The 15,300-nt window shown below is 65.7% G+C and carries 19 protein-coding genes and 4 tRNA genes; 4 read left to right on the top strand and 19 right to left on the bottom strand.

The genetic code is table 11. The features are described from left to right. Nucleotide 1 precedes the first annotated feature (1 nt). The 7 genes from VMT65_RS01030 to VMT65_RS01000 all read right to left on the bottom strand — a co-directional run bounded on the left by VMT65_RS01030 (nucleotide 2) and on the right by VMT65_RS01000 (nucleotide 6,410). On the bottom strand, nucleotides 2–1,354 hold the full coding sequence (locus tag VMT65_RS01030; RefSeq protein ID WP_326305995.1) for an MCE family protein: 1,353 nt from the start codon (nucleotides 1,352–1,354) through the stop codon (nucleotides 2–4). Beyond that, on the bottom strand, nucleotides 1,351–2,217 hold the full coding sequence (locus VMT65_RS01025; protein WP_326305994.1) for an MlaE family ABC transporter permease: 867 nt from the start codon (nucleotides 2,215–2,217) through the stop codon (nucleotides 1,351–1,353). Before VMT65_RS01025 ends, VMT65_RS01030 begins: the two co-directional genes overlap by 4 nt. A gap of 3 nt (nucleotides 2,218–2,220) precedes the next feature. Then, on the bottom strand, nucleotides 2,221–3,015 hold the full coding sequence (locus VMT65_RS01020) for an MlaE family ABC transporter permease (RefSeq protein WP_033088700.1): 795 nt from the start codon (nucleotides 3,013–3,015) through the stop codon (nucleotides 2,221–2,223). Between the two features lie 10 nt (nucleotides 3,016–3,025). Beyond that, nucleotides 3,026–4,087 carry an ABC transporter ATP-binding protein gene (locus VMT65_RS01015; protein WP_326305993.1) on the bottom strand — a complete coding sequence of 354 codons (1,062 nt, stop codon included), beginning with the start codon at nucleotides 4,085–4,087 and terminating at the stop codon, nucleotides 3,026–3,028. 273 nt (nucleotides 4,088–4,360) lie between these two features. Continuing rightward, on the bottom strand, nucleotides 4,361–4,741 hold the full coding sequence (rplL, locus tag VMT65_RS01010) for a 50S ribosomal protein L7/L12 (protein ID WP_442790155.1): 381 nt from the start codon (nucleotides 4,739–4,741) through the stop codon (nucleotides 4,361–4,363). A gap of 63 nt (nucleotides 4,742–4,804) precedes the next feature. Beyond that, nucleotides 4,805–5,368 (bottom strand): 50S ribosomal protein L10, encoded by a 564-nt coding sequence (rplJ, locus tag VMT65_RS01005; RefSeq protein WP_326305992.1) that lies wholly within the window; start codon nucleotides 5,366–5,368, stop codon nucleotides 4,805–4,807. Between the two features lie 313 nt (nucleotides 5,369–5,681). Continuing rightward, complete coding sequence (locus VMT65_RS01000; protein ID WP_326305991.1) at nucleotides 5,682–6,410, bottom strand: peptidase S1; 729 nt, start codon at nucleotides 6,408–6,410, stop codon at nucleotides 5,682–5,684. Nucleotides 6,411–6,631: 221 nt separating this feature from the next. Here VMT65_RS01000 and VMT65_RS00995 point away from each other — a divergent pair, with 221 nt between their 5' ends. Genes VMT65_RS00995 through VMT65_RS00985 form a run of 3 tightly spaced genes read left to right on the top strand, consistent with a single transcriptional unit; the run spans nucleotide 6,632 to nucleotide 7,376 of the window. Further along, nucleotides 6,632–6,886 carry a hypothetical protein gene (locus VMT65_RS00995; RefSeq protein ID WP_326305990.1) on the top strand — a complete coding sequence of 85 codons (255 nt, stop codon included), beginning with the start codon at nucleotides 6,632–6,634 and terminating at the stop codon, nucleotides 6,884–6,886. An 11-nt stretch (nucleotides 6,887–6,897) separates the two neighbouring features. Then, a complete protein-coding gene (locus VMT65_RS00990) occupies nucleotides 6,898–7,128 on the top strand; it encodes a hypothetical protein (RefSeq protein ID WP_326305989.1) in 231 nt (76 codons plus the stop codon). Between the two features lie 11 nt (nucleotides 7,129–7,139). Then, nucleotides 7,140–7,376, top strand: coding sequence for a hypothetical protein (locus tag VMT65_RS00985; protein ID WP_326305988.1), 237 nt, complete (start codon nucleotides 7,140–7,142; stop codon nucleotides 7,374–7,376). A 177-nt stretch (nucleotides 7,377–7,553) separates the two neighbouring features. Here the strand turns inward: VMT65_RS00985 and rplA are convergent, their stop codons facing one another. The 10 genes from rplA to VMT65_RS00935 form a co-directional block, all read right to left on the bottom strand. Continuing rightward, complete coding sequence (rplA, locus tag VMT65_RS00980) at nucleotides 7,554–8,264, bottom strand: 50S ribosomal protein L1 (RefSeq protein ID WP_326305987.1); 711 nt, start codon at nucleotides 8,262–8,264, stop codon at nucleotides 7,554–7,556. Nucleotides 8,265–8,357: 93 nt separating this feature from the next. Then, the gene (rplK, locus tag VMT65_RS00975; RefSeq protein ID WP_326305986.1) at nucleotides 8,358–8,792 is read right to left on the bottom strand and encodes a 50S ribosomal protein L11; all 435 of its coding nucleotides are present in this window, start codon (nucleotides 8,790–8,792) and stop codon (nucleotides 8,358–8,360) included. A gap of 171 nt (nucleotides 8,793–8,963) precedes the next feature. Continuing rightward, complete coding sequence (gene nusG, locus VMT65_RS00970; RefSeq protein WP_326305985.1) at nucleotides 8,964–9,764, bottom strand: transcription termination/antitermination protein NusG; 801 nt, start codon at nucleotides 9,762–9,764, stop codon at nucleotides 8,964–8,966. Between the two features lie 130 nt (nucleotides 9,765–9,894). Beyond that, nucleotides 9,895–10,284: a preprotein translocase subunit SecE gene (gene secE / locus VMT65_RS00965; protein ID WP_326305984.1), complete on the bottom strand. Its 390-nt coding sequence runs from the start codon at nucleotides 10,282–10,284 to the stop codon at nucleotides 9,895–9,897. A gap of 29 nt (nucleotides 10,285–10,313) precedes the next feature. Then, nucleotides 10,314–10,386: transfer RNA gene (locus VMT65_RS00960), tRNA-Trp, on the bottom strand. A gap of 180 nt (nucleotides 10,387–10,566) precedes the next feature. Next, nucleotides 10,567–11,613 (bottom strand): fused (3R)-hydroxyacyl-ACP dehydratase subunits HadA/HadB, encoded by a 1,047-nt coding sequence (locus VMT65_RS00955; protein ID WP_326307398.1) that lies wholly within the window; start codon nucleotides 11,611–11,613, stop codon nucleotides 10,567–10,569. Between the two features lie 198 nt (nucleotides 11,614–11,811). Continuing rightward, nucleotides 11,812–11,982 (bottom strand): 50S ribosomal protein L33, encoded by a 171-nt coding sequence (gene rpmG / locus VMT65_RS00950; protein WP_029925945.1) that lies wholly within the window; start codon nucleotides 11,980–11,982, stop codon nucleotides 11,812–11,814. A 43-nt stretch (nucleotides 11,983–12,025) separates the two neighbouring features. Continuing rightward, a tRNA-Met gene (locus tag VMT65_RS00945) sits at nucleotides 12,026–12,098 on the bottom strand. A gap of 71 nt (nucleotides 12,099–12,169) precedes the next feature. After that, nucleotides 12,170–12,242: transfer RNA gene (locus VMT65_RS00940), tRNA-Thr, on the bottom strand. Nucleotides 12,243–12,468: 226 nt separating this feature from the next. Next, nucleotides 12,469–12,550, bottom strand: a tRNA-Tyr gene (locus VMT65_RS00935). A gap of 137 nt (nucleotides 12,551–12,687) precedes the next feature. Here VMT65_RS00935 and VMT65_RS00930 point away from each other — a divergent pair. Beyond that, nucleotides 12,688–13,179, top strand: a complete 492-nt coding sequence (locus VMT65_RS00930) for a YajQ family cyclic di-GMP-binding protein (protein WP_326305983.1) — start codon at nucleotides 12,688–12,690, stop codon at nucleotides 13,177–13,179. Here VMT65_RS00930 and htpX read toward each other — a convergent pair. Next, nucleotides 13,176–14,057: a zinc metalloprotease HtpX gene (gene htpX, locus VMT65_RS00925; protein ID WP_326305982.1), complete on the bottom strand. Its 882-nt coding sequence runs from the start codon at nucleotides 14,055–14,057 to the stop codon at nucleotides 13,176–13,178. The two genes, VMT65_RS00930 and htpX, sit on opposite strands and share 4 nt — an antisense overlap. A 75-nt stretch (nucleotides 14,058–14,132) precedes the next feature. Continuing rightward, nucleotides 14,133–15,155, bottom strand: a complete 1,023-nt coding sequence (locus VMT65_RS00920; protein WP_326305981.1) for a polyprenyl synthetase family protein — start codon at nucleotides 15,153–15,155, stop codon at nucleotides 14,133–14,135. Between the last annotated feature and the right edge of the window lie 145 nt (nucleotides 15,156–15,300).

Here is a 15,300-nt window from a genome sequence, read left to right as displayed (position 1 = left end):
TTCACTTGACGCTCACCTCACTGCCGCGGAATGCCGGGGCCGCGATCCGGGTCACCCAGCTGGGCACCTGATCGGGCGAAACACCGTGCGCGGCACCGTAGATCGTGCCCAGCGCCTGGGACTCCTGCGGCGAGTAGGCGGTGGTCGGCGTGTACGGGCCGTACACCTTGTACTGCGGCTCCGGCATCTTGCCGACGTTCTGGTCGCCCGGATTGCGGCTGGGCGGCTGGTAGGAGCCGTCATTGGCGGAACCGTCGGTGTACTGGCCGGGATCGGTGCCCGGCGGGTACATCGGAATGCACATGGGCCCGCGCGAATCGAACCAGCGCGGCTCGTCCTGATTGGGGACGTAGCGGCCGCGCGGGTTCACGATCGACACGCTCACCCGCGAGCCCGGCAGATCGGTGCCCTTGCCGAAGATCTGGTCGATGCGCGGCTTGAGCTCCGCGAAACCGGCCAACGCGCAGCTGTAGCTGGGCGAATACTTGGCCAACGCCTCGAGCGCCGGGCGCGAGTCCGCGGCCACGTCGATGATGTTGTCGCGGTTGGCCAGCAGGAAGTCCGCGGTGGTGGAAGCGCTCGGGGTGAGCGTGGCCATCAGGGTGTCGATCTGCGAACGCTTCTGCACGATGGTGGCATTGGTGGTGCGCAGGTTGTCGAGCGCGTCCACCAGCTGCGGCGCGGCGTCGGAGTAGGTGGTGGCCACGTCCGCGAGGCTCTTCAGATCCTGCTGCAGCGTGGGCATTTCGCCATTGACCTGCGTGATGATGTCGTCGAGCCGGTCCACCGTGCGGCCCAGCTCCTCGCCCTGCCCCTGCAGCGCATTGGACAGCGCGCCCAGGGTGGAGGACAGGTACTGCGGCGGAATCGCCTGCAGCAGCGGCAGGATGTGGTCCAGCAGCTGGCTCACCTCGACGGCATTGCCGGTGGTGTCCTGGTGCAGGGTGACGCCCTCGGTGAGGTGACCCTGCGGGGACTGCGGCCACACCAGATCGATGTAGCGCTCACCGAACAGGGTCTTGGGCAGCAATCGCGCGGTCACATTGGCCGGGATCTCGCTCGCCTTGGACGGGTCGATGGCCAGGTCCAGGGTGACGTTCTTGCCGTCGTACTTGCTGGACCGCAGCTCGCCCACGGTGACGCCGCGGACCTTCACATCCGCGTTGCGGGTCAAGGCGTTTCCGACGGTGTCGGTGATCAGGTTGACCCGCACCGAATCGGTGAAGGTCTTGTTGTAGATGGCGATCGTCGTATAGAGGAACAGCGCCACCACCGCGAAGAACAGCACACCGAGGGTGCGCTTGCGCAGCTTCTCGGTGGAGCGCCACAGCTCCACATTGCGCGGATTGCTCATCCGGCCACCCGCACCGTCGTGGTCGTGCCCCAAATGGCCAGGGAGAGGAAGAAGTCCAGCACATTGATCAGCACGATGGCGGCGCGGACGGCGCGACCCACGGCCACGCCGACGCCCGCGGGGCCGCCGCTGGCGTTGTAGCCGTAGTAGCAGTGCACCAGGATGATGACGAACGCGAAGACGAGCACCTTCACGAACGAATAGAGCACGTCCTCCGGCGGCAGGAACAGACTGAAGTAGTGGTCGTAGGACCCACTCGACTGCCCGTTGAAGTAGATGCTGATCAACCGCGAGGCGACGTAGGTGCCCAGCAGGCCGACCACGTAGAGCGGGATGACCGCGAGGAATCCGGCGATGGCGCGCGTGGTGACCAGGAACGGCACCGACGGCACCGCCATCACCTCGAGCGCGTCGATCTCCTCGGAGATGCGCATGGCGCCCAGCTGCGCGGTGAAGCCACAGCCGACCGTCGCCGAAAGTGCCAGTGCCGCAACCAGAGGCGCGAGCTCACGGGTGTTGATGTACCCGGTCAGGAAGCCGGTGAGCACACCGGAGCCCAGGGCGTCGAGGGCCTTGAAGCCCTGCAGGCCGACGACCACACCCACCGACGCCGACATGAACACGATCACGCCGATGGTGCCGCCGATGACGGCCAGCGCGCCCGAACCGAAGGTCACCTCGGCCAGCAGCCGCATGACCTCCTTGCGGAAGTGCAGGATCGTGCGCGGGATCGCGGCGATGGCCCGCGAGTAGAACGACATCTGATCGCCGGCCCGGTCGACCAGGTTCACCGGGGCCGTGAGCACCGGCTTCACCCGGCGCGCCGACCGGGAGAAGACGGTGGTGCGCTGCGAAACAACCATGGATCACGCGCCCTTTGCGGGGACGACCTGAAGATAGATCAGGGTGAGGACCAGATTCAGGAAGAACAAGACCAGGAAGGTGATCACCACGGATTGATTCACCGCGTCACCCACTCCTTTCGGTCCCCCCTTCGGATGCAGGCCCTTGTAGGCGGCGATCACGCCCGCCACGACACCGAAGATCAGCGCCTTGATCTCGCCGATCACCAGGTCCGGGATCTGCGCGAGGGCGGAGAAGGACGCGAGATACGCGCCCGGGGTGCCGCCCTGCAGTCCCACATTGAAGAAATAGCCGCCGCAGATGCCGACCACCGACACCAGGCCGTTGAGCAGGAAGGCGACCAGCATCATGCCCAGCACGCGCGGAACTACCAGGCGCTGAATGGGATCGATGCCGAGGACCTCCATGGCGTCGATCTCCTCGCGAATGGTGCGCGAGCCGAGATCGGCTGCCACGGCCGAACCGGCCGCACCGGCGATGATCAGTGCGGTCACCACCGGAGCGGCTTGCTGCACGGTCGCCAGCACGGAGGTCGCGCCGGTGAAGTTCTCCGCGCCCAGCTGCTTGATCAGCGAGCCGGTCTGCAGCGCCACCACCGCGCCGAACGGGATTGCCACCAGGGCGGCGGGGAGGATCGAAACACTCGCGATGAACCACGACTGCTCGATGAACTCCCGCCACTGGAAGGGCCGGCGGAACGTCTTGCGCAGCACGTCCAAGAACAGTGCGAAGATGTTGCCAGCCTGGGCAAGTCCCGACTCGACCGGGGTGCGCAGTCGCGTCAGGGTCGGATTCACGGGCCGTATGTTACCCGTTAGTCAGGTTCTGTCGAACCGTGGTGTCGTACCCGCCCTGATAGGCGGGGATCACCTGTGTGTCGGGATCATCGCCGTTCTGCTCCATGGACTCCCGAATGGCTTCCTGGGCGGCCGGGGGCAGGGTGTGCATGATCTGACGGACCCGCTCGCGACGGCGCGCCACCGCGCCACGCACCGGCATGCCCGGCTGCGCCCGCATCTGCGGGATGATGCCCTCGATCTCCTCCGCGCCACCGCTGTGGTGACCGGCGTCGAACATGGCCTGCTCGCGGGCCATCTGGGCTTCGTCCTTCTCCTCGGACATACCGATCGGGCCCTGCATGCGGCCGTTGAGGAACTGCTTGACCACCGGCTCGTCCGAGGTGAGCAGCACCTCGCGGGGGCCGAACATGACCAGGTTGCGGCGGAACAGCATGCCGATGTTGTCCGGCACGGTGCGGGCCAGGTTGATGTTGTGCGTGACGATCAGGATCGTCGCGTCGATCTGCGCGTTGATATCGATCAACAGCTGCGAAAGATAGGTGGTGCGAACGGGATCCAGACCCGAGTCCGGCTCGTCGACGAGGATGATCTGCGGGTCCAGCACCAGCGCGCGAGCCAGGCCGGCACGCTTGCGCATACCGCCGGAGATCTCACCGGGCAGCTTCCCCTCCGCGCCCAGCAGACCGGTCAGCTCGAGCTTCTCCATGACGATCTTCTTGATCTCGGATTCGCTCTTCTTGGTGTGCTCGCGCAACGGGAAGGCCGTGTTGTCGAACAGGTTCATGGATCCGAACAGCGCGCCGTCCTGGAACAGGACGCCGAACAGCTTGCGGATCTCGTAGAGCTCCTTGTTGGAGCACGTGGTGATGTCGGTGCCGTCGATGTAGATGGAGCCCTTTTCCGGACGCAGCAGACCGATCAACGACTTCAGGAAGACGGACTTACCGGTACCGGACGGGCCGAGCAGAGCGCTGACTTCCCCCGGCGGCAGCGTCAAAGTGACGTCCTGCCAAATACGCTGCGAACCGAACGACTTCGTGATGCCTTCGGTCCTGACCTCGACGCCCACGCCAACCTCCACTTTCTCCGACGAGCGCCCTACATGTGACCGCGCGCCACAAAATTCGCGCGGTGTGGCGCGTCACAGTAGGTTCGGCCACTGTATCGCATATATACCGTCTCGGACACCGGGACCTGACTGGTCGGTAGAAAGTTTCTCGCTGAATACCCGATCACGCCCCAATTACGACCGGAGAATACGCGAAAAGGGCGGCCCCACAATGGGAACCGCCCTTTTCACAAGGAATGACGCGCCGGGATGTACCCCGGCACAATCGCCGTCTTACTTGACGGTGATCTTCGCGCCGGCCTCCTCGAGCTTCGCCTTGGCGGCCTCGGCGGCCTCCTTGGCGACCTTCTCCAGGATCGGCTTCGGGGCGCCCTCGACCAGGTCCTTGGCTTCCTTCAGGCCCAGGCCGGAGACGATCTCACGCACGACCTTGATGACCTGGATCTTCTTGTCGCCGGCACCCTCGAGGATGACGTCGAACTCGTCCTGCTCCTCGGCAGCCTCGGCCGGGGCAGCGCCACCGGCGACCGCGGCGACGGCGACCGGAGCAGCGGCGGTGACCTCGAACTTGTCCTCGAACGCCTTCACGAACTCGGACAGCTCCAGCAGGGTCATACCGGCGAAGGTCTCGAGCAGCTCATCAACGTTGGCCATTGATATTTCCTTTCATAGGTTCGCCGCTGTTCGAACAGCGGCGAATAGGTTTGGGGTAGTGACTTATTCGGCGTCGGCAGCAGCGTCGGCGGCCGGAGCGGCGGCGCCACCCTCGGTCTGCTTCTTCTCCTGCAGCGCGGCCAGCAGGCGCGCGACCTGGTTGCCGGGGGCGGCGAACAGGCCGGCGGCCTTGGACAGGTTGCCCTTCATGGCACCGGCCAGCTTGGCCAGCAGCACCTCGCGCGACTCGAGATCGGCGATGCGCTCGACCTCGGACACGGACAGCGCCTGGCCGTCCATGTAGCCGCCCTTGATGATCAGCGCCTTGTTGTCCTTGGCGAACGCCTTCAGCGCCTTCGCGGCGTCGACCGGCTCACCCGTAATGAAGGTGATAGCGGTCGGACCGACGAACAAGTCATCCAGGCCTTCCACGCCCGCCTCGGCGGCAGCGCGCTTGACCAGGGTGTTCTTGGCGACGGAGTAGGTAGCGTTCGCACCGAGCGCACGACGCAGCTCGGTGATCTTGCCGACGGACAGGCCACGGTACTCCGTGACAACGGTCGCGGTGGACGCCTCGAACTGCTCCTTGATCTCCGCAACCGCGGTGACCTTCTCAGCCTTTGCCATACTTCGCCTCCTCTCTGGATGGTCGGTTCTCGTGTGAACTACCGAGTTCCGCCACAGGGGTCGGCGACAAAGCGAACGCCCCGGTCGCAGAGCGAACCCGGGGCGCACAAGAAACGATCGCGATGACTCGCGGTTTCCCTACCTCGGCTCTCCCTGCGTGGGCCGTCGGCAATATCGCCGAACCTTCGACTGCCTGACGGCAGCAACCAACGGTCTTCGGTAGAACGATTGGGGGTGATCACCGACAGTGCCTCGGGAAGCTGGGCTTCGAGAAGCTGGCCGATGACCGTCGTCCAATATAGCGGACACGCATCTAACCAGCAAAATCGAGGTGGAAACCGGCCCCCACCCCGCCGCGACGGTCGAGGTCCTCGAGGATCGCGGTCATCGACGAGCTCCCGCCCCACACCCACTGATTGCCGATCAGGGTCTCCCCCGCGACCACCGGGGCACCGGAATCGCCCGGAAATTCGGGCACCGTGGTGACCAGGTAGGGCCCCATCGAGGTGATGGTGGTGCCGCAGGTCCGCCCGCTGGTGGTGCCCTGCTTGCACACCGGGGTCCCCTCCGGCGGCGGTGCCGCGATCCCCCGGATTGTCGTATCACCCACTGTCGCAACGGGATTCACCTTCGACCGGTCGAAGACGATCACCGCGTAATCCAGCCCCACCCCGTGCGGCCCGGGCCCGATCGGATTGCCGCCGCTGACGTAATCCACCGTCCCGATCCGTCCGACCGACGGGTCGTGGCCCGGTCCCGGCTCGACCGCCGACTGCAAATAGACCGCGTCCCCCGGGTCGTACGCACAGTGCGCATTGGTGAGCCCCACCAGATTTCCCGCCGCGTCGACCCCGATCGCGGTGACCGTACAAAAGTGCAACAGCGACAACGACCCCACCGGCGCACCCCACGCCAATGCCACCCCGGTCCCCCCACCCACTGCCACTCGCCGCGGCTGTTCCGCCCGCGCAACCGCGGCACCGACGCCGACAACCACCAGCACCACACCGAAAAGCATTGCCGCCGAACGAAACCGCTTCATCACCCTCCGCTTCGGATGGACGATCACAGCGGACGCCCTCGCGCCCGCCCCCATCCAAGCGCCAGGTCCGCGCGGTTCCGCGACCTCGATCGGTCAGCCGGTCACACGGCGTGTCGATCCCGACTCCCCGCGGCCATCACCCCGACAAGACTATGAAATTCGGGTGTTTCAAATATCCCCCAGCGCGATTAGATTCGCCACACCCACCCCTGGAGGTACCCGTGCACCGCACCCTCACCAAAGCCCTTGCCACAGCGACCCTTTCCGTCGGCCTGGCGAGCATCGCCGCCGCCCCCGCGCATGCCGCCACCACGCCCCCAACCGGCACCGGATCCTCCCTCGTGGACGCCGGATCCTCGCTGCTCAACACCGGATCCACCATCTTCGTCAACCCCCTCCCCAACCTGATCCTGCGCAGCCTGTGCGCCGTCGGATCAAGTTCCCTCTGCGATTTCATCGACCACGGCAACCTCTGAAAGCGACCCCAATGCCCATCCCCACCAAACTCCTTGCCACAGTGGCCATCACCGCCTCCCTGGCCTGCCTGCCCCTGACCCCCGCCCAAGCCGAACCCGCCGCCCCGGCACAGCCGGTGGCGACCACCGGCACCGGTTCCGCCGCCATCGACCTCTCGGTCGGCATGCTGAAGCTGCTGATCTGCGGCATGTGGGCCACCCCCGCCCCCAACCCCTGCGACTCCCTCAGCGCCAGCCTCTGAAAGCGACTCCCATGCCCGCCCCCACCAAACTCCTTGCCGCGGCAGCGATCTCCGCGACCCTCGCCCTGGCTCCCGCCCAGGCCGCGTCCGCCGCTCCCACCGCGGGCAGCTCCGGCTCCTCGAACGTCGGATCCGCAACGGCCGACACCCCCGGCAGCGCGATCCTCACCATTCTCAACACCATCCTCTGCGCTGCCGTCACAGCCAGCGGGTCATGCAGCGGGCACGACATAGCTCCCGTGAACTAGCGACTGAAAGGGCCGGTTCGAATGTCGCACCGGCCCCCGAAACCCGGCAGCACAGCCGCGATCTCTCGCCCCGTCGAGTCGCGAAGCCCGCGTCACCCCACCAACACCAAGGGCCGGCACGATTTCTCGTGCCGGCCCTTGTATGTTTTTGCGTCGCTACGCGATCGCGAAGGGGACTCAGTCCTCTTCGGCGAAGTTGCGGGTGCGGTTCGGATCCACCGGGATGCCCGGTCCGGTGTTGGTCGAGAACGTCACCTTCTTGACGTAGCGGCCCTTCGCGGTGGAGGGCTTGACACGCAGGATCTCGTCGAGCGCGGCGCCGTAGTTCTCGGCCAGCTTCTTCTCGTCGAAGGAAGCCTTGCCGATCACGAAGTGCAGGTTGGCCTGCTTGTCGACGCGGAAGTTGATCTTGCCGCCCTTGATGTCCTGAACGGCCTTGGTCACATCGGGGGTGACGGTGCCGGTCTTGGGGTTCGGCATCAGGCCACGCGGGCCCAGCACGCGCGCGATGCGACCGACCTTGGCCATCTGGTCCGGGGTGGCGATCGCGGCGTCGAACTCCAGCCAGCCGCCCTGGATGCGCTCGATCAGGTCCTCGGCGCCCACGGCGTCGGCACCGGCGGCCTCGGCCTCGGCGGCCTTGTCGCCGACGGCGAACACGATGACGCGGGCGGTCTTACCGGTGCCGTGCGGCAGGTTGACGGTGCCGCGGACCATCTGGTCGGCCTTGCGCGGGTCCACACCGAGACGAACGGCGACCTCGACGGTGGCGTCGGTCTTGGTGGTGGCGGTCTCCTTCGCCAGGCGCACGGCGCTCAGCGGGGAGTAGAGGGCGCTGCGGTCGACCTTGGCGGCCGCCTCGAGATAAGCCTTGCTTCGTTTTGCCATGATTGTCTGTCCTTGTCTAAGTCAGAAGTGGTGCGGGACAGGCGGTCCCTCCCACGTGAGCTCCGCATCGCCTCGCAGCGACACAGCGGGCTCTTACTCCGCGATGGTGATACCCATCGAGCGGGCGGTACCAGCGATGATCTTCGCCGCGGCGTCGATGTCGTTGGCGTTCAGGTCTTCCTGCTTGGTCTTGGCGATCTCACGGACCTGGTCCATGGTGATCTGCGCGACCTTGTTGCGGTGCGGCTCGGCCGAACCCTTCTGGATTCCCGCGGCCTTCAGCAGCAGACGCGCGGCGGGTGGCGTCTTCAGCTTGAAGTCGAACGAGCGGTCTTCGTAGACCGTGATCTCGACCGGGATGACGTTGCCACGCTGCGACTCGGTCGCCGCGTTGTACGCCTTGCAGAACTCCATGATGTTGACGCCGTGCTGACCCAGCGCCGGACCCACCGGCGGAGCCGGGTTGGCCTGGCCGGCCTGGATCTGGAGCTTGATGAGCCCAGCGACCTTCTTCTTCTTCGGGGGCATCTTTCTTCCTTGGTTAGGTTCCTTACGGATTACCCGTAAGCCTTTTCCGGGACTTGCCCCTCGGGGCATGCCTGAGCTCAGGCATATGTCCGGGGGGCAACCCGGCAAGTCTACGCGGACGCGAAAAAGGCGGTGACACCGGCCCGATGCCGGGTCACCGCCCTCTCACGACTAAATCTTGGCGACCTGCGTGAAGGCCAGTTCGACCGGAGTCTCGCGGCCGAAGATCGAGACCAGTACCTTGAGCTTCTGCTGCTCGGCGTTGACCTCGGAGATGCTGGCCGGGAGGGTGGCGAAGGGGCCGTCCATGACGGTGACCGACTCGCCGACCTCGAAGTCGACCTCGATGATCGGCTTGGCCAACGGCGCCTCGCCCCCGGTGCTCGCGGCAGCGGCGGCGGTCGCGGCGGCGGGGGCCGCCTTCTTCTGCTGCGCGGCCGGGACCAGGAACTTCACGACCTCGGGAATGGTCAGCGGGGACGGGCGCGAGGTGGCGCCGACGAAACCGGTGACACCCGGGGTGTTGCGGACCGCGCCCCAGGACTCGTCGTTCAGCTCCATGCGGACCAGGATGTAGCCCGGCAGCACCTTGCGATTGACGTTCTTCTTCTGGCCGTTCTTGATCTCGGTGACCTCTTCGGTCGGGACCTCGACCTGGAAGATGTAGTCCTCGAGACCGAGGTTCTGCACGCGGGTCTCGAGATTGGTCTTCACCTTGTTCTCGTACCCGGCGTAGGAGTGCACGACGTACCAGTCGCCGGGCGCGCGACGCAGCGCGGCGGTCATTTCGGCGACGGGGTCGGCGGGCTCGTCGGAGATCTGCGCGACGGGCTGCGCCGGCTCGGCCTCTTCGGCGTCCGCCGCGAATTCGTCGGCGTCGGCGAAGCCCTCAGCGTCCTCCGCGGCGGTCTCTTCGATCACCACGTCATCCACCGGGAATTCCTCGGTTGTGCCGTTCTCCGGGGTGCTCACTGGGGCACTCGCTTCCTTAGTCGTCACGTAATCCTCTGCGCGCCGGGGCATTACGCCCGGCGGATGGTCCCCCGCCTCTGCACGGGGGCCGGTCACCGGCCGCGACGGTCAGAGGCGGTCATCGTGCCGCCTAGCCGAAGAGCCAGCTGACACCCTTGATGAACGCCACATCCAACCCGCTGATGAACGCGATCACGAAGATCACGAACACCAGGACAACGCTCGTATAGGTGACCATCTGCTTGCGGTTGGGCCAGATGACCTTGCGAAGCTCCGCGATCACTTCCCGCAGGAACTTCACCAGGCGCTTGAACGGATTGCCCGTACCGCTTCGCCCGGCCTTCTTGTCTTTGCCGGACTGCTTGTCGGTTGCCTTGGCCTTCGTCGACGGTCGTTCGATCGTCGCGACGGCGCTGGACGACGCGGCGCGTGAACGCCGGGCGGACCGCTTGCCGCTCGGCCGAGCCACCGCGGCGGTGTCATCGCCATCTTCGTGGCGAGTGTCCCGCTCGTCGCTCACGTCGATCCTCTCTACGTCGGCATCCAGGGCAGGGGCGACAGGACTTGAACCTGCAACCTGCGGTTTTGGAGACCGCTGCTCTGCCAGTTGAGCTACGCCCCTTCGGCTGGACGGGGTTTGGTCCAGCCACTGTTCTTATTCAGTTGTACACGGGTTTTCACACAACATACGCGCCGCTCCTCGGAGCAGCGCGCATCGGCTGGTGACCCCAGATTCCCGAGTGTACGTTACCCCGCGCGGCGATCGCCAATCGGGGTGTCGCGACGTACCTCGGGTAATGGGTCAGGACAGCTGCACGGTTGCGGTGGCGCGACCGAAGATCTTGCGCCCCTCCGACTTGGCCACGATGGCGATGACCGCGGTGCGGGTTTCGGGGTCCACGGACTTCACCTTGCCGGTGTATTCGATCTCGGCGGGACGATCCGCGGGGACGTACACGGGGCTGGTGAAGCGGACGTTGTACTCCTTGACCGCGCCCGGGTCGCCGAGCCAGGAGGTGACGAAGCCGCCGCCCAGGCCCATGGTCAGCATGCCGTGCGCCACAACGTTTTCCAGGCCGACCAGCTTCACGACATCGTCGCTCCAGTGGATCGGGTTGGCGTCGCCGGAGACGCCGGCGTAGTTGACCAGATCGCCGCGGGTGAGCTGCACGATGCGCGAAGGCAATTCGTCGCCGACCGCGATGTCCTCGAAACGCCGGGCGTGGGCGCTGGCCACCACGCGTCCGGTCTTGACGACCGCCACGGCCTGCTCGGGGGCGTCGATGGCGACGGGCTTGTCGGCGTCGGCGGCGTCCGGGCCGACCCCGTGCATGAGCACATTGCGCACGGCGTCACCGATATTGGGATCGATGTCACCGCCGCTGCGGCCGATGAGGGTGGTGTAGGTGGTGAGCACCAGTTCGTCGTTCTGCGCCACCACGTCATTGCGGGTGACGATGATGTCGCCGCCGAAGGCCTGGCGGAACGAGTGCAGGTAGACGATGCAGGACAGCTGGTCCCCGGCCTTGATGGGCCGGTGGAACTCCAGGATCTGGTCGGTCTGCATGATCTGGCTGAGGTCGTAGCCGGTGACGATCTGCTCGAAGAGCTTGCGCTGGGCCAGGATTCCGACCAGGGAGATGAAGGTGAGCGGGGCCACCAGGCCGTCGTGGCCGTATTCGCGGGCGACGTCCTCGTCCCAGTGGACGGGGTGGTAGTCCTGCACGGCGCGGGCGTATTCACGCACCTTTTCGCGGCCGACCTCGTAGTAGTCGTCGACGCGGTAGTGATGGCCGACCATGGCGGCGGCGTGCGCGGCGGGGTCGAAAACCTCACTCGAATCGAGCATGTCGGCCTCGGTTGTGATCTCGGTGTTGATCGTCACGGCAGGAAGTCCCTATCTGATCCCTCATCAGGATCGGGCGGAGAGCGCTGAACCACCGCTATATACACCAAGTGCCGGACCGGGGCCAATGTCCCTTTTCAAGAGACGAATTGACTTGCCGATCCGGCACTGCTTCCACGCGGTAGAACGCGCGGGGTTAAGTTAGCGAGACTCGCGGTGCGCCCGGTGGGTACCGCAGTTCGGGCAGAACTTCTTCAGCTCGAGGCGGTCCGGGTCGTTACGCCGGTTCTTCTTGGTGATGTAGTTGCGGTGCTTGCACTGCTCGCAGGCCAAGGTGATCTTTGGCCGGATATCAGTGGACTTCGCGGCCACGATTTGCCTTCTTTCCGGTCAGCCTGATTGGAATATCAGTATGTAGCGATGGCCGGACTTGAACCGGCGACACAACGATTATGAGTCGTTTGCTCTACCGACTGAGCTACACCGCCATCTGTTGTCGGTACTTGACGGCGGGGACCTGCAAGGAGAAGCCGAGTCGGTCACCACCGGCAATCCGGCGAGCCCCCTAACGGAATCGAACCGTTGACCTTTTCCTTACCATGGAAACGCTCTGCCGACTGAGCTAAGGGGGCGTGTCTGTCTTGCTCCGGTCTCGGCCGGGGCGCTGACGACTTGAACGAGATTACACAACACCCCGTGCACTCTCCAAACCGGCTGTTCAGAGCAGGTTTTGCGGCAATCCGGAGGAGGTAACCGGTGTGTCGGCACCGGGGGTCCGGCGCAGGGGCCGAGACTGTCGTCGCATGGGGTGAGCGAAACGCGAAGAGCCCCGTGGACTCTGGTCCACGGGGCTCTCGGTGGCGGATGAAGGATTTGAACCTCCGAAGCATTACGCGGCTGATTTACAGTCAGCTCCCTTTGGCCGCTCGGGCAATCCGCCAGGGTACGCCTTGCAGCGCTCCAGAAGAATACAACGAACCTACGCCCGGAATGCAAACCGGCTGGATACAGGCATGCCGGAGCGGCTAGCGTCGGTGTGGAACATCCCGAATTTCCGATCCCAGACAGGAGAAGAGTGTGGCGGATTCGTCGTTCGATGTGGTGAGCAAGATCGATCGCCAGGAGGTGGACAATGCGCTCAACCAGGCCGCCAAGGAGCTGAGCCAGCGCTACGACTTCCGCGGCACCGGCGCGAGCATCGAATGGTCGGGCGAGGAGAAGATCATTCTCAGCGCGGAGTCCGAGGATCGCGTGAAGGCGGCCCTGGATGTGTTCAAGGAGAAGCTGATTCGCCGCGACATCTCGCTCAAGGCGTTCGACGCCGGTGATCCGCAGGCCTCCGGAAAGGTGTACAAGATCACAGGCACCCTGGTGCAGGGCATCTCCTCGGAGAACGCGAAGAAGATCGCCAAGAAGATTCGCGACGAGGGCCCCAAGAGCGTGAAGGCGCAGATCCAGGGCGAGGAGCTGCGGGTCAGCTCCAAGAGTCGCGACGACCTGCAGGCCGTCATCTCCCTGCTCAAGGGCGGCGACTTCGACATCGCCCTGCAGTTCGTCAATTACCGCTAGTAATTGCGGGTACCACCGGCCATCTCCTCGAGGCGGGCGATACGGTCCGCCATCGGGGGGTGGGTGGAGAACCACCGCGCCATCGACTCGCCATTGCGGAAGGGGTTGGCGATCATCAGGTGCGATTGAGCCGTCAGCTGCGGCTCGGGGGGCAGCGGGGCGGCCTGGGTGCCGCGTTCCAGCTTGCGCAGGGCCGAGGCGAGCGCCAGGGGGTCGCCGGTCAATTGCGCGCCGTCCTGGTCGGCCTGGTATTCGCGGGAGCGTGAGACGGCCAGCTTGATCAGCGAGGCCGCGACCGGGCCGAGCAGCGAAACCAGCAGAATGCCAATGACATTGGGCCCCTCGCCGTCGCGATTGCCGCCGAAGATGCCCGCGAACATGGCCATCTGCGCCAGGCCGGAGATGACCGCCGCCATCGCGCCCGCGACCGACGAGATCAGAATGTCGCGGTTGTAGACGTGCGAGAGCTCATGGCCGAGGACGGCCCGCAGTTCACGCTCGTCGAGGATCTGCAGAATGCCGGTGGTGCAACAGACCGCCGCATTGCGCGGATTGCGGCCCGTGGCAAAGGCATTGGGCGCGTTGGTGGGGCTGATGTAGAGCCGCGGCATGGGTTGGCGGGCGGTGGTGGCCAGCTCGCGCACGATGCGGTACATCGCCGGAGCCTCCAACTCGGTCACCGGCTGGGCGTGCATGGCCTTGAGCGCCAGCTTGTCGCTGTTGAAGTACGCGTAGGCGTTCATGCCCACGGCCAGCAGGATCGAGAACCCCAGAATCATGGGGCTCCGGAACATGGCTCCGATGAAGATGATCAACGCCGACATACCGACCAGCAGTCCGAACGTCTTCAGTCCATTCGCATACCCGTGCCCATGCATATGGTCTCCTTCTGACGCCCCCTCATCGCTGAGTTACACCAGGTCAACGATGGAGCCGTGGGTTCGAGTTCCCCGTCAGCCGACGCGTTCGATGGTGTAGCGGACCAGCTGTTCGAGGGCCTCGTTGGCGGGGCCGCCGGGGAGGGCGGAGAGTTCGGCGTGGGCGATGTCGGCGTAGCCGTGCAGTTTCTCCTTGGCCAGCACCAGGCCGCGGGAGCGGCCCAGCAGGTAGAGGGCCTCCTCCACCTCGGCGTCGGTCTGCAGCGGTTGGGCCAGCAGTTTGCGCAGGCGGTCGCCCTCGGCGCCCTCGTCGCGCAGGGCGTAGAGGACGGGCAGGGTGTGCACGCCCTCGCGCAGGTCGGTGCCGGGGGTCTTGCCGGACTGCTCGGACACCGAGGAGATGTCGATGATGTCGTCGGCGATCTGGAAGGCGGTGCCCACGGCGTCGCCGAGGCGGGCCAGGCGCTCCACGTGGTCGAGGTCGGCGCCGGAGAAGGTGCCGCCGAAGCGTCCGGCGGCCGCGATCAGCGAGCCGGTCTTCTCCCACACGACGCGCAGGTAGTGCTCGACCGGGTCCTGGGATTGCCGGGCGCCGATGGTCTCTCGCATCTGGCCGGTGACCAGTTCGGCGAAGGTCTCGGCGATGATGCGGACCGCGTCGGGGCCGAGGGTGGAGACCAGGCGGGAGGCGTGCGCGAACAGGTAGTCGCCCGCGAGGATGGCGACGCTGTTGCCCCAGCGCGAGTTCACGCTGGGTGCGCCGCGGCGCATGGAGGCCTCGTCCATGACGTCGTCGTGGTAGAGGGTGGCCAGGTGCACCAGTTCCACGACCGTGCCCGCGGTGACCAGGTCCGGGCTGGTCGGGTCGGGGCCGAGCTGGCCGGTGAGGATGGTGAACAGCGGGCGGAACCGCTTGCCGCCCGCCTTGGCCAGGTGCAGCGCGGCCTCCTGCAGGAATTCCTCGCCGTCGGACAGCTCCGTGATCAGCAGGTCTTCGACTTCGACCAGACCCTTGCGCACAGTGGCGGCGAGCTCGGGATCACCAAGATCCACCCCCGCGACCACGGTGCTCTCATCGCTCACAGCTGATGCGCTCATTTCATCTCCCAGTGCCGCGTCCGACCCCACGCCAAAGAACCTAGCGTGTGGACCGATCACCCCCTATGGACACCACCGTAGTGCGACGCACGAAACAACCGCTATGTGAATTGCGACGGCCGGAGCGGACCGCAGGGCGAATATG

It is taken from the genome of Nocardia sp. CDC153 (genome assembly GCF_035818515.1).
Classification (GTDB): Bacteria; Actinomycetota; Actinomycetes; order Mycobacteriales; family Mycobacteriaceae; genus Nocardia.
This window is presented reverse-complemented; position numbering and strand designations above follow the sequence as displayed.

Coding starts and splice junctions, on each gene's coding strand:
- VMT65_RS01030 (WP_326305995.1), bottom strand. CDS start 1,354: ATGAGCAATCCGCGCAATGTGGAGCTGTGGCGCTCCACCGAGAAGCTG.
- VMT65_RS01025 (WP_326305994.1), bottom strand. CDS start 2,217: ATGGTTGTTTCGCAGCGCACCACCGTCTTCTCCCGGTCGGCGCGCCGG.
- rplL (WP_442790155.1), bottom strand. CDS start 4,741: ATGGCCAACGTTGATGAGCTGCTCGAGACCTTCGCCGGTATGACCCTG.
- rplJ (WP_326305992.1), bottom strand. CDS start 5,368: ATGGCAAAGGCTGAGAAGGTCACCGCGGTTGCGGAGATCAAGGAGCAG.
- VMT65_RS01000 (WP_326305991.1), bottom strand. CDS start 6,410: ATGAAGCGGTTTCGTTCGGCGGCAATGCTTTTCGGTGTGGTGCTGGTG.
- VMT65_RS00990 (WP_326305989.1), top strand. CDS start 6,898: ATGCCCATCCCCACCAAACTCCTTGCCACAGTGGCCATCACCGCCTCC.
- VMT65_RS00985 (WP_326305988.1), top strand. CDS start 7,140: ATGCCCGCCCCCACCAAACTCCTTGCCGCGGCAGCGATCTCCGCGACC.
- rplA (WP_326305987.1), bottom strand. CDS start 8,264: ATGGCAAAACGAAGCAAGGCTTATCTCGAGGCGGCCGCCAAGGTCGAC.
- rplK (WP_326305986.1), bottom strand. CDS start 8,792: ATGCCCCCGAAGAAGAAGAAGGTCGCTGGGCTCATCAAGCTCCAGATC.
- VMT65_RS00955 (WP_326307398.1), bottom strand. CDS start 11,613: ATGCTCGATTCGAGTGAGGTTTTCGACCCCGCCGCGCACGCCGCCGCC.
- htpX (WP_326305982.1), bottom strand. CDS start 14,057: ATGCATGGGCACGGGTATGCGAATGGACTGAAGACGTTCGGACTGCTG.
- VMT65_RS00920 (WP_326305981.1), bottom strand. CDS start 15,155: ATGAGCGCATCAGCTGTGAGCGATGAGAGCACCGTGGTCGCGGGGGTG.